This window comes from Vibrio astriarenae (genome assembly GCF_010587385.1).
Lineage (GTDB): Bacteria > Pseudomonadota > Gammaproteobacteria > Enterobacterales > Vibrionaceae > Vibrio > Vibrio astriarenae.
In genome coordinates this window covers 481,377-504,655 of sequence record NZ_CP047476.1, presented here as the reverse complement: position 1 = coordinate 504,655, position 23,279 = coordinate 481,377, and the positions used below count along the sequence as shown (strand labels likewise).

Here is a 23,279-nt window from a genome sequence, read left to right as displayed (position 1 = left end):
GAACAACTTCCAGCCGCTTAGAGAGGAGCGAAAAGTAATGCTCCTCTCTATTGGTGCTTTAGAACGAGTTACTATCTATGTCGTTTTCGTAGTGACCACCTCCAGATTGGTCATTGTCAAAGCTGCCTGAGTCATCATTGAAATCAACACCCGCATCTTGACCACCAGATGATGTCCAGTCGCCGCCAGCACCATCTCCTGAATCCATCTGATTCGCATTTGGATCTTGGTTTTGACTTGCCGACATCGCGTGTTGGTCATCCACCTCAACAGATACTGAGGCTTGCGCTCCATCAACTTGACTGCCTAACTCGTCATAGCCTTGGAAGCCGACATCCATATCCCCTTCGAAGCCCTCCGGTAGCTCGATAGAAACGGGTTGCGATAAATCACCACTAATCGTGTAATTTCCATCACCACTATCTAGCGCACCGCTAACGTTCGCACCGTCAGGAAGACCACTCATTTCAACATGGTCAACGCCTTCAGCTTGAGTTACGTCATCCGGAATCGAGATATTGATTGTGTCACCCGGTGCCGCTGTCATATCTGCATCAGCTTCTGCGTCTTCGGATGATTCATCCGCAACCACTTCTTCTTGAGCTGGCGCTGCTTGCTCTTGGCTTTCAGCTGCTATTTCTTGCTCTTGAGTCTGAGTTGCTTCCGTATCAGCAGGTTCAGTTTGCGCTTGGACTGTTAACGAATGCTCTTCTACGTTGCCATTATCGTTGACTTCAACTTTCATTGGTACTTCACCGCTAAAGTCGTCGTTTGGCCAGAAGGTCCATTCGTTTTCACCAGAGTCTACGAAGAAGCCAACATCACCTGTGTCCGTTACATCCAACACTTCAGCTGATGGACTCAAATCAAGTTCATTCAGAAGCTGCTCTTCCGCAAAGACGATTGAGCCATCTTCACCTTGAACATATTCGTCACTCACTTCACTAGAGCCCTGTAGGTTGACATTAAACTGGCTTTCTATGCGGTTTTCACCGTCTGTCGCAATAAAGCCAATTTCAACGGGACCCTCATATCCTTCTGCCGGAGTAAATTGATAGTTGCCTGCACCATCCGATTCAACGATACCTTGGCCTTCCATCATGCTCACCGATTCAATGGATAATGAATCACCGTCAGCATCAGACAAGTTAGCCAGCATATCTGCATCGGTAAACTCAAGTGTTGAGCCAGCCTCTAGGTCAGTTGTTGCAATGGACTCAACCTCAGGGGCTGCATTTTCAGCCTCTCCAGGTTCATTAACAACAATGCCTGTTTGCTCATCGTGTAGTACACCATCTTTGTCTATCACATAAGCAATATCCACCTCACCCGTAAAGCCTGGAGCAGGATTGAACGTCCAAGTACCATCACCATTATCGACAATTTCACCTTGGCTTCTATCAGTTAGGTGAACCATCTTGACCTCATCGCCTGCGTCAACATCTACGTTCTCAGCAATCGCCATTAAGTCATCGGCACTCAGGATAACCGACTCTCCCGCCACTGTTTCAAAGTCACCTGAATCAATACCATCTTCAAATGCTTCTGGCTCATCACCGTAGTCGACGGTTGTCGCTGATACGGTCACGTTGAAACTACCAGTGAAGTCTTGCGGTGGAGTAAGTTGTAGATCATCCATGTTCCACTCTGTGATATCAATGTACTGGTCAGGTGACGTAACGATAATTGTATTCACGCCATCAGATACTTCGAAACCAACTGGGAAACCAGTCATCACCAGATTACTCAATGTTTCAGAGTCATCAATTAGGTCAACATTCAAGCCTAAATGACCAGTGCTGTCCTCGCCAATAACGAGTGGACCATCATGTTCAGTTGTAATTACAGCACCATCAGCAACAGGTCGTACGTAAACAGGTACATCCAATGCCGTCTCAAACTCACCATCACTAACAACCACTTGTAGGTCAGCGAGACCTGCAAAGTCTTCGGTCGGTGTAAACGTCCAAGTTCCGTCACCGTTATCAGTAATCTCACCGCCGTCTTCACCTTCTGGGGTGATGATTCTCGATACCACAAGGTTCTCAGTATCAATATCATCGAACAGGTTCATCAGGTCGCCAGCATCAAAGGTAAACGCTCCATCCTCATCGGTGGTCATGAATGCGTTGCCTGTATTGAATGGTGCATCATTGACTGGAATGACATCTACATTCAGCGATCCATCTACCGACTCTGTGCCATCTGTGACCGTGTAACCAAGCTCTACTAAACCATTAAAGTCTTGTGCTGTCACCAAATGGTACATGCCATCTGGTTGCTGCGTAATGGTCGCATTAGCAGGTGCTCGTACTGAGATATTCTCTAGGGAAATCTCATCGCCATCCAAATCATTGATTTGATTTGTGATGAAGCTCGGGTCAATAACCATGACCTGGTCTTCTTCACCTTGCATCTGAATTGATGGTGCATCAGGTGCATCGTTGACGGCTGCAATATCGATGTTGCCCGATACCGTTGTAGTCAATTCTCCATCATCTACTTCAAACTCCATCGGTACATCACCGTTAAAGTTTTCTGCTGGAGTAAATGACCAGGTGCCATCCTGATTATCAACTAAATCACCAAACTGCTCGTCGATTCTTAGACCAGTAGCACTCAACTCATCATGCGTGTTGTCAACGTCAGTAGCATTAGCCAGTAACATCTCTTGCGTGATTAGGACAGACGTATCTTCAGTGCCTTGAAGTTCAACATCGTCAGACTCCGGAGCATCATTCACAGGAATAAACTCTAGATTTGCCGATGTGTCTACGACATCCGTTCCATCCGTTACTTGGTAATCAAGTGTGACATCACCGTTAAAGTTTTCATCTGGTGTAAACTCGAAGAAGCGATCTACTTCAGCTGAGCCCGAGACGTCGACATCAACGTTACCAGATACGTCTTGAATTTCTCCATTTTGAACCTGGATGTCTAAAGCAATATCGTCTGATGCTTCACTCAATGGTGTACCAGCGGCTATCACCTCATCGTCAACTTTTTCATAGGCCATTGCAAAACCGGAAAGCTCAACATTTTCTAGTCCGGATTGACCATCAAGTGCGTCTGATGCCTGACCTATTGTCGGTTGAATGCCCTCTGGCATAATGATGCCTGGCTCTACATTCTCAGTTGCAACTAGCTCTCCATTGTCGAAGACGCTAACGGTTCCCTCTTCGCTGCTCCAAGTTAGAGTGATGTTATGCTCACCACCATCGTTCAAGTCAACACCATCAAACATAACGTTGTCTTGACCGTTCAAGTCTAAGCCTAAGCCACCATCTTCATTGCGAACATAGATAGATAAACCAGAACCGTCTTCGCCACCAAGCAAGATAGACTCAACGTTACCATCATGTTCACCTGTCGATGTATAGCCGAACTGAACAGTAAATTCATCATGCTCTTCTAGCGGTTCATCAATCTGTATTTCACCACTGCCATCAGCACCAAATTGAATCGTTCCAGTGTCAGCAATAGAACCATCATCACCAGAGTATTGGACATTGAGTACTTCTAGATTATCACCATCAATGTCACTTGCATTTTCAAGCAATTGTTCCGGTGTAATGCGCATCACTGTGTCTTCAAGTTCTGTGAACTCGGTCGAACCAGCGACTGGTGTGTCATTGACAGGGTCAACGGTGAGATCAACACCAACTTGAACGGTCGCGCCATCATTATCAATCAGATCAAACTGTAGGTCGATTTGACCATTGAAGTCAGCATCCGGTGTAATAGTGAAACTGCCGTCTTGGTTCTCAACAACCGTTGCATTATCCATTGCGGTCAAGTTAAGAGCTTCAAGATCGGTACTATCAATATCCGACGCTTGTGCTAGGAGCTGATCTTGGCTCAGCGTGATAGACCCGTCTTCAGCCACACTGTACGACAAGTTACCCGAGACTGGCGGATCATTGATTGGTAACACATCGATACTTGCTGTAGCAGTATCAGTTGCACCATCTTCATCTACGACAACCACATCCAGAGCCACTTCACCATTGAAGTTTTCGTTTGGTGCGAAGCTGAACGTGCCATCACCGTTATCCGTCAAGATACCATCAGCACCTGAGTAACTGACGCTGTCGAGTGCTACCTCTCCTTCAATGTCACTCGATTGTGCTAGCAACTGCTCAGCGCTGAACGTTAATACTTCGTCCTCGTTAACACTGTACGCTGTGTCACCCGCTACCGGTGGGTCATTAACTTCAATAACCTCTATGCCAGCGGTGGTATCAGCGGTTGCACCGTCTTCATCGACAACTGTGACATCTAGACTTATATCACCGTTAAAGTTTTCATTTGGTGAGAAGGTATAAGTGCCGTTTCCATTATCAACAAATACCCCATCGGTACCTGAATAGCTTACCGAATCAACGGCCACCTCACCTTCAATATCGGATGAGTTTGCAAGAAGCTGCTCATCACTGATTGTAATTGAGTTGTCTTCTTGAACCGTGTATGCCGTTGAGCCTGCGACAGGTGGATCGTTCACTTCGGTAACTTGAACATCAATGCTTGCTGTTACGGTATCGGTACCGTCTGTCACATCAAAGCTAAACTCAACATCACCAGAGAAGTTCTCGTTTGGAGCAAAGCTGTATGTACCATCACCGTTATCCGTTAAGACACCGTCAGCACCAGTGTAAGACACACCGTCAACAGATAGCTCATCGCCATCAATATCAGTCGCATTTTCAAGTAGCTGCTCGTCCGTAAACGTCAGCGTACCATCCTCTTCAACTGTGTAGGCTTTATCTTCTGGTTGTGGTAAGTCATTAACTGGGTTAACCGTTAAGTCAGCCGTTGCCTGAATCGTATCTGTGCCATCAGTAATATCGAAATGCATGTCGATATCACCATTGAAGTCGGCATCAGGCGTAATAGTGAAGCTACCATCATCGTTCACTGTTACTTCTGCATTACCATCTACCGTCAGGTTCGATGCCGTTAGCTCATCACCCTCTACATCCGATGCTTGCGACAGCAATTGCTCTTGGCTAATCGTAATCGAGCCATCTTCATTGACTTGATAAGACGTTGAACCTGACACTGGTGCATCGTTGATTGGCAGTACGTCAATGCTAGCTATCGCTGTATCTGTTGCACCATCTTCATCGACGACAACGACATCAAGCGCGACTTCACCGTTAAAGTTCTCATTTGGTGCAAAGCTGAATGTGCCATCACCATTGTCAGTTAAGATACCGTCAGCACCGGTGTAATTGACGCTATCAAGTGCTACTTCTCCCTCGATATCACCAGATTGTGCAAGTAACTGCTCTGCACTAAACGTCAATACTTCATCCTCGTCCATGCTGTAAGCAGTATCACCAGCTACTGGTGGATCGTTGACTTCAATAACCTCTATGCCTGCTGTGGTATCAGCAGTTGCACCGTCTTCGTCTACAACCGTCACATCCAGATTGATATCACCAGTGAAGTTCTCATTTGGTGAGAAGGTGTAGGTACCATTACCGTTGTCAACAAACACGCCATCAGTGCCTGAGTAGCTCACCGAATCGACGGCAACCTCTCCCTCGATGTCGGATGAGTTAGCCAGAAGCTGCTCATCACTTATCGTGATTGAGTTATCTTCTTGAACCGTGTAAGCGGTCGTGCCAGCAATCGGAGGATCGTTCACTTCTGTTACTTGAACATCAATGTTGGCGGTAACTGTATCGGTTCCATCAGATACATCGAACGTAAATTCTACGTCACCGTTGAAGTTCTCGTTCGGTGCGAAACTATAGGTACCATTGCCGTTATCCGTCAAGATACCATCGGTGCCTTCGTAGCTGATGCCTTCAACCGTTAGGTTATCTCCTTCAATATCTGTGGCACCTTGAAGCAGGTGTGCGTCAGTGAAGGTCAATACACCATCTTCTTGGATGGTGAACTCTTGGTCTTGTAGTTGCGGCAAGTCGTTAACTGGGTTAACCGTTAGGTCAGCACCTGAAGCCACTATGTTTTCGCCGTCAGAGACATCGAAACTGATATCAATGTCGCCATTCCAGTCCGCATCTGGGGTAATAGTGAATGAGCCATCGTCATTCACTGTCACTTCAGCATTGCCGTCAACCGATAGGTTCGATGCCGTTAGGTTATCGCCTTCTACATCAGAGACATTCGATAGAAGCTGTTCTTGGCTTAGGGTAATTTCACCGTCTTCATTGACTGTGTAAGACAGGCTACCTTCAACCGTTGGCGCATCATCGACCGGAGTTACCGACACATCAATATTAGCCGTGACAGTGTCAGTACCATCCGATACATCAAACGTGAACTCTACGTCACCGTTGAAGTTCTCGTTAGGTGCAAAGCTATAGGTACCGTTACCGTTATCCGTCAAGATACCATCTGTGCCTTCGTAGCTAATGCCTTCAACCGTTAGGTTATCTCCTTCGATATCCGTTGCACCTTGAAGCAAGTGCGCGTCAGTGAAGGTTAAGATGCCATCTTCTTGGATGGTAAACTCTTGGTCTTGAGGCTGTGGCAAGTCGTTAACTGGGTTAACGGTTAGATCCGCGCCCGAAGCCACAATGTTCTCACCATCAGACACATCGAAGCTGATGTCGATATCACCGTTCCAATCCGCATCTGGCGTGATGGTGAATGATCCATCGTCATTCACTGTCACTTCAGCATTGCCGTCAACCGATAGATTCGATGCCGTTAAGTTATCGCCTTCTACATCTGAAACATTCGACAGAAGCTGCTCTTGGCTTAGGGTAATTTCACCGTCTTCGTTTACTGTGTAAGACAGGCTGCCTTCAACCGTTGGCGCGTCATCGACCGGAGTTACCGACACATCGATATTAGCCGTGACAGTGTCAGTACCATCCGATACATCAAATGTGAACTCGACGTCACCGTTGAAGTTCTCGTTCGGTGCGAAGCTATAGGTACCGTTACCGTTATCCGTCAAGATACCATCGGTGCCTTCATAGCTAATGCCTTCAACGGTTAGGTTATCTCCTTCAATATCCGTTGCACCTTGAATCAGGTGTGCATCAGTGAAGGTTAAGATGCCGTCTTCTTGAACAGTGAACTCTTGATCTTGAGGCTGCGGTAAGTCGTTAACAGGATTAACGGTTAGATCCGCGCCCGAAGCAACAATGTTCTCACCATCAGACACATCGAAACTGATGTCGATATCACCGTTCCAATCGGCATCTGGGGTAATGGTGAATGAGCCATCGTCATTCACTGTCACTTCAGCATTGCCATCAACCGATAGGTTCGATGCGGTTAGGTTATCGCCCTCCACATCAGACACATTCGACAGAAGTTGCTCTTGGCTTAGAGTAATTTCGCCGTCTTCGTTTACTGTGTAAGACAGATTACCTTCTACCGTTGGTGCATCATCAACCGGGGTCACTGAAACGTCAATGTTGGCCGTGACTGTGTCCGTACCATCACTCACATCAAACGTGAACTCAACATCACCATTGAAGTTCTCATTTGGTGCAAAGCTATAGGTGCCGTTACCGTTATCCGTCAGAATACCATCAGTGCCTGTATAGGATATTCCTTCTACCGACAGATCGTCTCCCTCAACATCGGTTGCTCCGGCCAATAAGTCCGCATCCGTAAAGGTTAACGTACCGTCTTCTTCAACCGTAAACTCTTGGTCCTGTGGCTGTGGTAGGTCATTGACAGGGTTAACCGTGAGGTCAGCCTGCGCTTGAACGACATTGGCACCGTCAGAGATATCGAAGCTAATATCGATATCTCCATTCCAGTCAGCATCTGGAGTAATAGTGAAAGAACCATCATCATTCACAGTCACTTCAGCGTTGCCGTCAACAGACAGGTTGCTCGCAGTTAGGTTATCACCTTCTACATCTGACGCGTTAGATAGCAACTGTTCTTGGCTAAGGGTAATTTCTCCGTCTTCATTCACCGTGTAAGACAGGTTACCTTCCACCGTTGGTGCATCATCTACTGGTGTCACTGAGACATCAATATTAGCCGTAACAGTATCAGTGCCATCGCTCACATCAAACGTGAACTCAACATCACCATTGAAGTTCTCATTCGGTGCGAAGCTGTAGGTGCCGTTACCATTGTCCGTCAAGATACCATCAGTGCCTGTGTAGGATACTCCTTCTACCGACAGGTCGTCTCCCTCAACATCGGTTGCTCCGGCTAATAAGTCTGCATCGGTAAACGTTAACGTACCGTCTTCTTCAACCGTAAACTCTTGGTCCTGTGGTTGTGGTAAGTCGTTAACAGGGTTAACCGTGAGATCAGCACCCGACGCAACAATGTTCTCACCATCAGAGACATCGAAACTAATATCGATATCTCCATTCCAGTCTGCATCTGGTGTAATGGTGAATGAACCATCATCATTCGCAGTGACGTCAGCGTTGCCATCAACCGATAGGTTCGATGCCGTTACGTTATCGCCCTCCACATCAGAGACATTCGACAGAAGTTGCTCTTGGCTTAGAGTAATTTCGCCGTCTTCATTGACTGTGTAAGACAGATTGCCTTCTACCGTTGGTGCATCATCTACTGGTGTCACTGAGACATCAATGTTGGCCGTGACTGTATCCGTACCATCACTCACATTAAACGTGAACTCTACATCACCATTGAAGTTCTCATTTGGTGCGAAGCTATAGGTGCCGTTACCGTTATCCGTCAAGATACCATCTGTTCCACTGTAACTAATGCCTTCTACAGTTAGATCGTCACCATCGATATCAGTGGCACCTGTCAGAAGGTCAGCATCACTAAACGTCAACGTACCATCTTCTTCAACCGTAAACGCTTGGTCTTCTGGCTGAGGTAAGTCATTGACTGGGTTTACAGTTAAATCAGCTTGCGCTTGAACTACGTTGTTGGCATCAGAAACATCGAAGCTAATATCGATATCGCCATTCCAGTCTGCGTCCGGCGTGATAGTGAATGAACCATCGTCGTTCGCTGTGACTTCAGCATTGCCATCAACCGAAAGGTTGCTCGCAGTGAGATCGTCACCTTCTACGTCTGATACGTTCGATAGTAACTGCTCTTGACTTAGGGTAATTTCACCATCTTCATTAACAGTGTAAGCAAGGTTGCCTTCTACTGTTGGCGCGTCATCAACTGGTGTTACTGATACATCGACATTCGCAGTCACAGTATCAGTGCCATCGCTCACATCAAACGTAAACTCAACATCACCATTAAAGTTTTCATTCGGGGCGAAGCTATAAGTACCATCTCCATTGTCGGTTAAGATACCATCCGTTCCGGTATAGCTAACGCCTTCAACGGATAAATCATCACCGTCGATGTCTGTTGCTCCGGTCAGTAGATCTGCATCAGTAAAGGTTAGCGTTCCGTCTTCCTCTACCGTAAACGCTTGGTCTTCTGGCTGAGGTAAGTCATTGACTGGGTTAACCGTCAAGTCAGCAGTGGCTTGAATCGTGTCAGTGCCATCAGTAATATCGAAGCTTAAGTCGATGTCACCATTCCAATCAGCATCTGGTGTGATAGTGAACGAGCCATCCTCATTAGCCGTCACTTCGGCATTACCATCTACAGTTAGGTTCGAGGCCGTTAAATCATCACCCTCTACATCTGAAGTTTGAGATAACAGTTGCTCTTGGCTGATGGTGATGCTGCCATCTTCATCTACAGTGTAAGCTGTGCTACCCGAGACTGGAGCGTCATTGATTGGAAGGACATCAACATTGACAACCGTCTCAACCGTTGCTCCATCATCATCGGTAATGACAACGTTTAACTGAACCTCACCGTTGAAGTTCTCGTTAGGTGCGAAGCTACACGTACCGTCTCCATTAACCGAGAAAATACCATCTGGACCGTCATAGCTGATTTCAACAAGTTCAACTTCACCGTCAACATCAGAAGCGTTTGCAAGTACTTGAGACTCACTAAATGTTAATACGCTATCTTCATCGATCGTGTATGACGTTGGTCCCGCAACTGGTGGATCATTCACCTCAGTGACTTGAACATCAATGTTTGCTGTTACGGTGTCTGTGCCATCACTGACGTTGAACGTAAAGTCGACATCACCAGAGAAGTTTTCATTCGGAGCAAAGGTGTATGTTCCATCACCATTGTCACTCAACACACCATCAGTACCAGTGTAAGAAACACCCTCAACTGTTAAGTCATCTCCATCAATGTCTACCGCATTTTCAAGAAGCTGCTCATCAGTGAAAGTTAAAGTGCCATCTTCTTCTACGGTATATGCTTTGTCTTCAGGTATCGGAGCATCATTAACTGGATTAACGGTTAAGTTAAGGTCCGTCGATACAATTTGGTCGCCATCCGAAACATCGAACGTAAACTCAATGTCTCCATTAAAGTCCGCATCTGGGGTTAAGGTGTAGGTACCATCTCCATTATCGGTAATAGTGACATTCTCATCATCAGTTGACAGATTGAGAGCAGTTAGATCATCCCCATCCAGATCTGTCGCATTCGCCAATAGATCCTCTTGAGTAATGATAATGGAACCATCTTCGTCAACCTGTGCCGAAACTGCATCAGCTTCAGGAGCATGTTCTATGTCGATAGTAATCGTTTGACTTACGGTTTCAGCATCATCGTTAGACAACTCTGTTGCTGTCGCACTAACAGTAATATCAAATGTCTCTTGCACATCCTCTGGCAAGACGAATTCGATGGTTTGGTCGATAGCCGTTGTTGGGATAACAACGCTGCCGTCTTCCCCTACGGTAACCTCACCACTATAGATCTGACTGTTGACCTCACCGACATCAATAGTGAAGTTGAAGTCGGTGTAATCCGCATCACCGCCACCATACAGATCCTCGAAGCCGTAAACTAATTCGCCATCTTCATTGATCGTTGTGCGAGTATGTTCTATTCCATCTTGGTTAAGGTCTGAGCTTGAGCCACCATGGAATACCGCATCACCAAACTGACCTTGAACGACTGTAACGTCACCATCTTCTCCGACAAACACAAGTTGCGGGTCGACGGTATCCATCGTCGCCGGTTCGCCATTGGCATCTCTGAATTCGAAGCTACCATCTTGCATTGCATCAAAGTCATTATGATTGAAGCCATTTGGAATCAAGAACAAGTTGAAGCTTTCACCCTCTTCGATTGGGAAGCTAAATGAACTTTGCCCTGGTAGCAGATCACCACCGCCACCGACTTGTGAGGCATTCTCGTATACCACTTCTACGCCCGTGATATTGCCATCTTCATCAACTTTGTAGTAACCCGCTGCATTTTGGAATCCAGCCGTTTCACCTTCAAAAGTGACCGTAATTTCGGTGTCATTGAAGCTGGTAATACCGTTGTCTTGGTCGTTAAGTACCGACTCATTATCGTAACGAACCACGGTACCTTCAGGGATACCATCAACCTCGACAGTCAATGTTTCTGACAGATCTTGGTCAACTAAGCTAGCACCAATATTAAGCTCTACTGTACCACCTGGTTCAGTGACAATAGTGCTGTCTCCAACCTCTTGGCCTTCACCATCAGTCACAACAAGGTCTGGGGCATCTGCCACTGCTTCAACATGGACATCTAGAGTTTGACTAACTTCCGCTTCGCCATCAGAGACAGTGAAACCTAGCTGTAGATCACCACTGAAGTGCTCGCTCGGTGTAAACGAGTATGTTCCATCGCCATTGTCAACCAGTTCACCCTGGTCTCCTGTGTAGGAAACATCACTAACAGAAAGGACGTCTCCATCGATGTCTGTTGCGTTTTCTAATAGCTGCTCATCCGTAATCAGTAATGTGCCATCTTCTTGCATTTCAAATGCAAGCCCTTCCGCTTCTGGCGCATCGTTGACAGGCGTAACATCAAGGTTAAGCTGAGTAGAAGTGCTCAATTCGCCATCATTAACTTCATAATCAAACTGGATTTGACCATTGAAATCTTCTGACGGTGTAACCGTAAACGTACCATCACCATTATCAACCACTGTTGCGTTAGGATCGTTGGTAGTTAGGCCTGTTGCATAGAGATCATCGCCATCAACATCATAAGCGTTCTCTAGAAGCATTTCTTGAGTCACCAAGATACTTCCATCTTCCTCAACAGTTGCTGATACAGCGTCAGCGTCTGGAGCGTCATTGACAAACTCAACGGTAAGATCAATGTTTGCCGTAACAGTATCTGTTCCATCACTCACATCAAAGGTTAAGTCAGCGTTGCCAAAATAGCCCTCTTCCGTTGTAAGAGTGAATGTACCATCACCGTTATCCACTACCTCGACGTTGTCATTCAGACTAGTTACATTTACAGCGGTAAGATCATCACCCTCGATATCTGTCGCTTGAGCGAGTAGCTGATCTTGTGTCAACGTTATCGATTCACCATCTTGCGTTGTGAATGACAAGTCTGGGACATCAGGTAAGTCATTGACTGGATTAACTGTTAGATTCAATCCTGCAGAAACCGTCTCAATCGCATCAGTCACATCATAAGTGAACTCTATCTCACCAAAGAAGTTTTCACTTGGTGTAATCGTGAAGCTACCGTCCGCGTTTTCGACAATAGTTGCATTAGGATCATTGGTTTGTAGGTTGACCGCCTCAAGGTCATCACCATCTACATCAGAAGCGTTCTCTAGAAGCTCCTCTTGAGTAATCGTGATGGTACCATCTTCATCAACAACAGCATCCACTGGACCAGATACTTCAGGACCTTCATTGACCATCTCTACATCGATAGAGGCAGTACTTGGAGCACTTGCTATACCATCGCTAATATCGAAAGTTAGATTCACATCACCATGGAAATCTGTAGCAGGTTCAAAGGTAAAGGTGTTGTCACCATTATCCGTTAAAGTACCTTGGGTTTGGTCGACCAGCAGTAAGTTTTCAATGTGTAGAATATCACCGTCGACATCACTCGCACCAGCAAGAAGGTCTTTTGCTTCAATCACAATTGTGCCGTTTTCCAGCATCTGTGTATGAAGTGGTTCACCAGGGACTGGTACATCATTTACTGGAATGACGGTAAGATCTAGGTGTGTTTCTGTTGTGTCTTGACCATCGAACACCGCATAATCGATATCCACTTCACCATTGAAGTTTTCATTTGGCATAAAGGTATAAGAACCATCGCCATTATCGATTAACTCACCATTGTCACCACTGTAAGAAATGTCAGTAATTGACAGTTCATCACCTTCTACATCACTAGCGTTAGCCAATAGGTCTTCTGCATTGAATGTAATACCGACATCTTCATCGGTTGATAAAACAATTGGACCAGAAACTATAGGTGCGTCGTTCACTGATTCGAAGTTAATGTTGATAATGTTATCGTCAGTCAACTCCCCATCCGTCACTTGGTAACCTAGCTCAATCTCACCGTGGAAGTTCTCATCCGGTGTCACTGTCCAAGTGCCATCACCATTGTCAGTCAAGGTTGCGTTTTCAGCGTTGTCGCCCACTAGCTCGAGATTTTGAATATCGAGATTTTCACTATCAATATCCGTTGCTTGCGCCAGTAACTGCTCTTCTGTGATGACAACTGAGGCGAACTGAGTCGCACCTTCAGTATCAATCTCAATGTTTGGTAGCTCTGCGGTTAAGTCTATCTCGCTGTCACCCTCACGGATTTGCAGATTTACCGTCTCAGTGATTTCTGAACCATCAACACCAATCGACGTGAATATTGCTTCATCAGGACATGTTTGTGACACTGTCATGTTTTGAACAACATATGTACCATTCCCTTGAATAGTACCCAGCTCGAAGTACGATACTGGTTCGTCGACCGTTAAAGTGTAATCAGTTTCGTATGAACCACGATCTTCCTTGTGATAAGTCATCGAATCAATCACATCACCATCAGCGTTGAATGCTTTTATCTCAACTTCGGTGAAGTGACGTGATTCTTCCATAAACCAACCACCAAGGCCGTCCAAATGGAAGCTGATTTCGTTGATGTCTTGACCTTCCACCGTAACGGTAAGTTTCTCATCTCCACTTAAGCCTTGGCGGTCAGTATCACCAATACCATGCCCAATGTGAGTATTACCGTTCCATGCACCTAGTGGGTCATCATTACTCTGAACAGTAACTGTCAGGTCGCCATCGACAAACTCACGCGTATATGGGTCAATCTCGGTTCCCCAATCATCCACGCTCGCATTATCGTCAAATGTACCGACTTGCGTTGTATGAGTTCCTGCAGCGACATCGTCTTCATTCGCAACAAAGCGAACTTCCGTATCTGCAGGGATCTCAATACCTACTTCTAGCTCTACCCATTCATCGTTCAAGTGAGCTTCGATAATACCGTGCTCAGGCGCTTGATCTAGACGAATACTTGGCTCTTCTCTTAACGTCACGCCAACCGTCTGATCTTCCTCCGCTTGAATGAATATTTCATCACCCGCATCTGGAGCATCATTGACAGGGTTAACAGTTAAGTCGGCTGTCCCTTGAACAACGTTATTACCATCACTCACATCAAAGCTGATATCAATATCACCATTCCAATCAGCATCTGGTGTGATAGTAAATGAACCATCTTCGTTGGCAGTCACCGTCGCATTACCATCGACTGATAAGTTTTGAGCGGTAAGTGTATCGCCCTCTACATCAGAAGCATGGGTCAATAATTGATCTTGGCTCAGTGTTATCTGACCATCCTCATCAATGGTGTAAGCAAGGTTGCCGTCGACTGTCGGTGCGTCATCTACTGGTGTTACGCTAACGTCAACATTGGCCGTAACAATGTCAGTACCATCACTCACATCAAATGTGAACTCAACATCGCCGTTGAAGTTTTCATTCGGTGCGAAACTGTAAGTTCCATCACCGTTGTCGGTCAAAATACCGTCAGTGCCGCTGTAGCTTACACCTTCGACTGATAGATCATCACCATCGATATCCGTTGCATTCTCCAGTAACTGCTCATCTGTGAATGTAAGAATACCGTCCTCTTGCATGGTAAATTCATGGTCTTGAGGCTGAGGCAGATCATTAATTGGGTTAACCGTTAGGTCGGCCGTAGCTTGAATAGTATCGGTACCATCTGTGATATCGAAGCTTAAATCGATATCACCGTTCCAATCCGCGTCTGGAGTGATAGTAAATGAACCATCATCGTTAGCCGTTACTTCTGCATTACCATCTACCGTTAGGTTTGATGCTGTTAGATCATCTCCCTCGACATCAGAGGCTTGTGATAGAAGCTGTTCTTGGCTAATCGTGATAGAACCATCTTCGTCAACTTGATATGCAGTTGTGCCAGATACTGGAGCATCGTTAATTGGCAGCACATCAACGTTAATCACCGTATCAACGGTTGCACCATCATCATCTGTAACAGTGACGTTTAATTGAACCTCACCATTAAAGTTCTCATTCGGTGCAAAGCTACATGTACCGTCACCATTGACCGTGAAGATGCCATCAGGTCCATCATAACTAATCTCTACGAGCTCCACTTCACCATCAATATCTGATGCGTTGGCTAGTATTTGTGACTCGCTAAATGTTAAGACACTATCTTCATCAATCGTGTATGACGTAGGACCTGCGACAGGTGGATCGTTAACTTCTGTAACTTGAACGTCGATACTTGCTGTTACCGTATCGATTCCATCACTGACCTCAAAACTGAACTCTACATCACCCGAGAAATTCTCATTTGGTGCAAAGCTATAAGTACCATTACCGTTATCTGTTAGAACACCATCGGTTCCTGTATAAGACACACCTTCTACGGAGAGATCGTCGCCCTCGACGTCTGTCGCGTTTTCAAGAAGCTGATCATCAGTAAAGGTTAAAGTACCGTCCTCTTCGACTGTGTAGGCCTTGTCTTCCGGTTGAGGTAAGTCATTCACTGGGTTGACCGTCAAGTCAGCCTGTGCTTGAACAACATTATTACCATCGGAGATATCGAAGCTGATATCGATATCACCGTTCCAGTCTGCATCTGGCGTGATAGTAAATGAACCATCCTCATTTGCGGTCACTGACGCGTTACCATCAACAGATAGATTCGACGCGGTTAAGTCATCGCCTTCGACATCGGATGCCTGTGACAATAGCTGGTCTTGGCTAAGCGTAATTTCACCGTCTTCGTTAACGCTATAAGCCAGATCGCCAGAAACAGGAGCGTCGTCCACAGGTGTGACTGAGACATCCACATTCGCTGTCACAGTATCGGTGCCATCTGAGACATCAAAGGTAAACTCTACATCACCGTTGAAATTCTCATTCGGAGCAAAGCTGTACGTACCGTTGCCATTATCGGTCAAGATACCATCAGTGCCTTCATAGCTAATACCTTCAACGGTTAGGTTATCGCCCTCAATATCCGTTGCACCTTGAAGCAGGTGTGCATCAGTGAAGGTCAAGATGCCATCCTCTTGGATGGTAAACTCTTGATCTTGTGGCTGCGGCAAGTCGTTAACTGGGTTCACCGTCAGGTCAGCACCAGACGCCACAATGTTCTCACCATCAGACACATCGAAGCTGATGTCGATATCACCATTCCAGTCGGCATCTGGCGTGATAGTAAACGAACCATCCTCATTTGCAGTCACAGACGCGTTACCATCTACTGACAGATTCGAAGCGGTTAGGTCATCGCCCTCCACATCAGACACATTTGAAAGCAACTGCTCTTGGCTTAAGGTAATTTCACCGTCTTCATTGACTGTGTAAGATAGGTTACCTTCAACCGTTGGCGCATCATCGACTGGTGTGACTGACACATCAATGTTGGCCGTGACTGTGTCCGTACCATCTGAGACATCAAATGTGAACTCTACATCACCATTGAAGTTATCGTTCGGCGCGAAACTATAAGTACCGTTGCCGTTGTCCGTCAAGATACCATCGGTACCTTCGTAGCTGATGCCTTCAACCGTTAGGTTGTCGCCTTCAATATCCGTTGCACCTTGAAGCAGATGAGCATCGGTAAAGGTTAAGATTCCATCTTCTTGGATGGTAAACTCTTGATCTTGCGGCTGTGGTAAGTCGTTGACTGGGTTCACCGTGAGGTCAGCACCTGACGCCACAATGTTCTCACCATCAGACACATCGAAGCTGATGTCGATATCACCATTCCAATCTGCATCTGGAGTAATGGTGAATGAGCCGTCGTCGTTCGCTGTGACTGAAGCGTTACCATCGACCGATAAGTTGCTCGCAGAAAGATTATCACCATCAACATCAGTGACATTAGATAACAACTGCTCTTGGCTTAAGGTAATTTCGCCGTCTTCATTCACTGTGTAAGACAGATTACCTTCAACCGTTGGCGCATCATCGACCGGTGTGACTGACACATCAATGTTGGCCGTGACGGTCTCCGTGCCATCTGAGACATCAAACGTAAACTCGACATCTCCATTGAAGTTTTCATTAGGCGCGAAGCTGTAAGTGCCGTTACCGTTGTCCGTCAAGATACCATCAGTGCCTTCATAGCTGATGCCTTCAACGGTTAAGTTGTCGCCTTCAATATCCGTGGCACCTTGAAGCAGATGAGCATCGGTAAAGGTTAAGATGCCATCTTCTTGGATGGTGAACTCTTGGTCTTGCGGCTGTGGTAAGTCGTTGACCGGGTTCACCGTCAGGTCAGCACCTGACGCCACAATGTTCTCACCATCAGACACATCGAAGCTGATGTCGATATCACCATTCCAATCTGCATCTGGCGTAATGGTGAATGAGCCGTCGTCGTTCGCTGTGACTGAAGCGTTACCATCGACCGATAGGTTGCTCGCAGAAAGATTATCACCATCGACATCAGTGACATTAGATAACAACTGCTCTTGGCTTAAGGTAATTTCGCCGTCTTCGTTCACTGTGTAAGACAGATTACCTTCAACCGTTGGTGCATCGTCAACTGGTGTGACTGACACATCAATATTAGCCGTGACAGTGTCAGTACCATCCGATACATCAAACGTGAACTCTACGTCACCGTTGAAGTTCTCGTTCGGTGCGAAGCTATAGGTACCGTTACCGTTATCCGTCAAGATACCATCGGTGCCTTCATAGCTAATGCCTTCAACCGTTAGATTGTCGCCTTCGATATCCGTTGCACCTTGAAGCAAGTGTGCGTCAGTGAAGGTTAAGATGCCATCTTCTTGGATGGTAAACTCTTGGTCTTGTGGCTGTGGTAAGTCGTTCACTGGGTTAACGGTTAAATCCGCACCCGAGGCGACAATGTTCTCACCATCAGAGACATCAAAGCTGATGTCGATATCACCATTCCAATCTGCATCTGGAGTAATGGTGAATGAGCCGTCGTCGTTCGCCGTGACTGAAGCGTTACCATCGACCGATAGGTTGCTCGCAGAAAGATTATCACCATCGACATCAGTGACATTAGATAACAACTGCTCTTGGCTTAAGGTAATTTCGCCGTCTTCGTTCACTGTGTAAGACAGATTACCTTCAACCGTTGGTGCATCGTCAACTGGTGTGACTGACACATCAATGTTGGCCGTGACGGTGTCCGTACCATCTGAGACATCAAATGTGAACTCTACATCACCATTGAAGTTCTCGTTCGGCGCGAAACTATAAGTACCGTTGCCGTTATCCGTCAAGATACCATCGGTACCTTCGTAGCTAATGTTTTCAACGGTTAAGTTATCGCCTTCAATATCCGTGGCACCTTGAAGCAGATGAGCATCGGTAAAGGTTAAGATGCCATCTTCTTGGATGGTGAACTCTTGGTCTTGAGGCTGTGGTAAGTCGTTAACAGGGTTAACGGTCAAGTCAGCCTGCGCTTGAACCACATTGCTGCCATCAGAGATATCGAAACTGATATCAATGTCGCCGTTCCAGTCTGCATCTGGCGTGATGGTAAAGGAGCCATCGTCATTAGCGGTCACGGTCGCATTGCCATCAACCGATAGGTTCGATGCGGTTAAGTCATCACCCTCGACATCAGACGCTTGAGAGAGTAACTGCTCTTGACTTAGTGTGATTTCACCGTCTTCGTTAACGCTGTAGGCTAAATCACCAGAGACTGGTGCATCATCCACTGGCGTCACTGAGACATCGACGTTCGCTGTGACCGTATCGGTGCCATCACTCACATCGAAGGTAAACTCAACGTCACCGTTAAAGTTTTCATTCGGTGCAAAGCTGTACGTACCATCACCATTATCACTCAAGATACCGTCAGTACCGGTGTAGCTGACGCTTTCAACAGACAGATCATCCCCATCAATGTCCGTCGCACCTGTTAGAAGGTCAGCGTCTGTGAATGTCAGCGTACCGTCTTCTTCAACCGTGAACGCTTGGTCTTGAGGCTGTGGTAAATCATTGACTGGGTTAACGGTCAAGTCAGCCTGTGCTTGAACCACATTAGCACCATCGGAGATATCGAAACTGATCTCGATATCACCGTTCCAATCTGCATCAGGCGTAATGGTGAATGAACCATCGTCATTCGCCGTGACCGTGGCGTTACCATCAACAGCCAGGTTACTGGCCGTCAGGTCATCGCCTTCAACATCAGACGCTTGAGAGAGTAACTGCTCTTGGCTTAGCGTTATTTCACCGTCTTCGTTGACGCTGTAGGCTAAATCACCAGAGACTGGTGCATCATCCACTGGCGTCACTGAGACATCGACGTTCGCTGTCACCGTATCAGTGCCATCACTCACATCGAAGGTAAACTCAACGTCACCGTTAAAGTTCTCATTCGGCGCGAAGCTGTACGTACCGTCACCGTTATCACTCAAGATACCGTCAGTACCGGTGTAGCTGACACCCTCAACAGACAGATCGTCCCCTTCAATGTCCGTTGCACCTGCGAGTAGATCTGCATCGGTGAAGGTTAAGATGCCATCTTCTTGGATGGTGAACTCTTGATCTTGTGGTTGTGGTAAATCGTTAACAGGGTTAACGGTCAAGTCAGCCTGCGCTTGAACCACATTGCTGCCATCAGAGATATCGAAACTGATATCAATGTCGCCGTTCCAGTCTGCATCTGGCGTAATGGTGAATGAGCCATCGTCATTAGCGGTCACGGTCGCATTGCCATCAACCGATAGGTTCGATGCGGTTAAGTCATCACCCTCGACATCAGACGCTTGAGAGAGTAACTGCTCTTGACTTAGTGTGATTTCACCGTCTTCGTTAACGCTGTAGGCTAAGTCACCAGAGACTGGTGCGTCATCCACTGGCGTCACTGAGACATCGACGTTCGCTGTCACCGTATCAGTGCCATCACTCACATCGAAGGTAAACTCGACATCACCGTTAAAGTTCTCGTTTGGTGCGAAGCTGTACGTACCGTCACCGTTATCACTCAAGATACCGTCAGTACCGGTGTAGCTGACCCCCTCTACAGACAGATCGTCCCCTTCAATGTCCGTTGCACCTGCGAGTAGGTCTGCATCGGTGAAGGTTAAGGTACCGTCCTCTTCGACGGTGAACTCTTGGTCTTGAGGCTGTGGTAAGTCGTTAACAGGGTTAACGGTCAAGTCAGCCTGCGCTTGAACCACATTGCTGCCATCAGAGATATCGAAGCTGATGTCGATATCACCGTTCCAATCTGCATCAGGCGTAATGGTGAATGAACCATCGTCATTCGCCGTGACCGTGGCGTTACCATCAACAGCCAGGTTACTGGCCGTCAGGTCATCGCCTTCAACATCAGACGCTTGAGAGAGTAACTGCTCTTGACTTAGTGTGATTTCACCGTCTTCGTTGACGCTGTAAGCTAAGTCACCAGAGACTGGTGCATCATCCACTGGCGTCACTGAGACATCGACGTTCGCTGTCACCGTATCAGTGCCATCACTCACATCGAAGGTAAACTCAACGTCACCGTTAAAGTTCTCATTCGGCGCGAAGCTGTACGTACCATCACCGTTATCACTCAAGATACCGTCAGTACCGGTGTAGCTGACACCCTCAACAGACAGATCGTCCCCTTCAATGTCCGTTGCACCGGTCAGTAGGTCTGCATCGGTGAAGGTTAAGATGCCATCTTCTTGGATGGTGAACTCTTGATCTTGTGGCTGTGGTAAATCGTTAACAGGGTTAACGGTCAAGTCAGCCTGCGCTTGAACCACATTGCTGCCATCAGAGATATCGAAACTAATATCAATGTCGCCGTTCCAGTCTGCATCTGGCGTGATGGTAAAGGAGCCATCGTCATTAGCGGTCACGGTCGCATTGCCATCAACCGATAGGTTCGATGCGGTTAAGTCATCGCCCTCGACATCAGACGCTTGAGAGAGTAACTGCTCTTGACTTAGTGTGATTTCACCGTCTTCGTTAACGCTGTAGGCTAAGTCACCAGAGACTGGTGCGTCATCCACTAGCGTAACCGACACATCCACGTTCGCTGTGACCGTATCGGTGCCATCTGAGACATCAAAGGTAAACTCTACGTCACCATTGAAGTTCTCGTTCGGCGCGAAGCTGTACGTACCGTCACCGTTATCACTCAAGATACCGTCAGTACCGGTGTAGCTGATCCCCTCTACAGACAGATCGTCCCCTTCAATGTCCGTTGCACCTGCGAGTAGGTCTGCATCGGTGAAGGTTAAGATGCCATCTTCTTGGATGGTGAACTCTTGATCTTGTGGTTGTGGTAAATCGTTAACAGGGTTAACGGTCAAGTCAGCCTGCGCTTGAACCACATTGCTGCCATCAGAGATATCGAAACTGATATCAATGTCGCCGTTCCAGTCTGCATCTGGCGTGATGGTAAAGGAGCCATCGTCATTAGCGGTCACGGTCGCATTGCCATCAACCGATAGGTTCGATGCGGTTAAGTCATCACCCTCGACATCAGACGCTTGAGAGAGTAACTGCTCTTGACTTAGTGTGATTTCACCGTCTTCGTTAACGCTGTAGGCTAAGTCACCAGAGACTGGTGCGTCATCCACTGGCGTAACCGACACATCCACGTTCGCTGTGACCGTATCGGTGCCATCTGAGACATCAAAGGTAAACTCTACGTCACCATTGAAGTTCCCGTTCGGCGCGAAGCTGTACGTACCGTCACCGTTATCACTCAAGATACCGTCAGTACCGGTGTAGCTGATCCCCTCTACAGACAGATCGTCCCCTTCAATGTCCGTTGCACCTGCGAGTAGGTCTGCATCGGTGAAGGTTAAGGTACCGTCCTCTTCGACGGTGAACTCTTGATCTTGTGGTTGTGGTAAGTCGTTAACAGGGTTAACGGTCAAGTCAGCCTGCGCTTGAACCACATTGCTGCCATCAGAGATATCGAAGCTGATGTCGATATCACCGTTCCAATCTGCATCAGGCGTAATGGTGAATGAACCATCGTCATTCGCCGTGACCGTGGCGTTACCATCAACAGCCAGGTTACTGGCCGTCAGGTCATCGCCTTCAACATCAGACGCTTGAGAGAGTAACTGCTCTTGACTTAGTGTGATTTCACCGTCTTCGTTGACGCTGTACGCTAAGTCACCAGAGACTGGTGCGTCATCCACTGGCGTCACTGAGACATCGACGTTCGCTGTCACCGTGTCAGTGCCATCTGAGACATCAAACGTAAACTCGACATCACCGTTAAAGTTCTCGTTTGGTGCGAAGCTGTACGTACCATCACCGTTATCACTCAAGATACCGTCAGTACCGGTATAACTGACGGTTTCAACAGACAGATCATCCCCTTCAATGTCCGTCGCACCGGTCAGTAGGTCGGCATCGGTAAAGGTTAAGGTACCATCTTCTTCAACCGTGAACTCTTGGTCTTGTGGCTGTGGTAAGTCGTTGACAGGGTTTACCGTCAAGTCAGCAGTGGCTTGGACAACACTATTACCGTCAGAGATATCGAAGCTAATGTCGATATCACCGTTCCAATCTGCATCCGGTGTGATAGTAAACGAACCATCGTCATTTGCAGTGACTTCAGCGTTGCCATCCACAGATAAATTCGATGCGGTTAAGTCATCGCCTTCGACGTCAGAAGCCTGTGACAATAACTGCTCTTGGCTAAGCGTGATTTCACCGTCTTCGTTAACGCTGTAGGCTAAGTCACCAGAGACTGGTGCGTCATCCACTGGCGTAACCGACACATCCACGTTCGCTGTGACCGTATCGGTGCCATCTGAGACATCAAAGGTAAACTCTACGTCACCATTGAAGTTCTCGTTCGGCGCGAAGCTGTACGTACCGTCACCGTTATCACTCAAGATACCGTCAGTACCGGTGTAGCTGACCCCCTCTACAGACAGATCGTCCCCTTCAATGTCCGTTGCACCTGCGAGTAGGTCTGCATCGGTGAAGGTTAAGGTACCGTCCTCTTCGACGGTGAACGCTTGATCTTGTGGTTGTGGTAAG

Annotated in this window: 1 protein-coding gene (only partly in view); it reads right to left on the bottom strand. The window is 47.0% G+C overall.

Annotated features, from left to right (window positions below; translation table 11 throughout):
* Positions 1–58: 58 nt before the first annotated feature.
* A protein-coding gene (locus GT360_RS22020) for a tandem-95 repeat protein (protein ID WP_420825461.1) crosses the window boundary here: on the bottom strand, positions 59–23,279 show its 3' portion. 13,010 nt of this gene lie beyond the right edge of the window; the window shows 23,221 of its 36,231 coding nt (coding positions 13,011–36,231); its start codon lies beyond the right edge, outside the window; its stop codon occupies positions 59–61.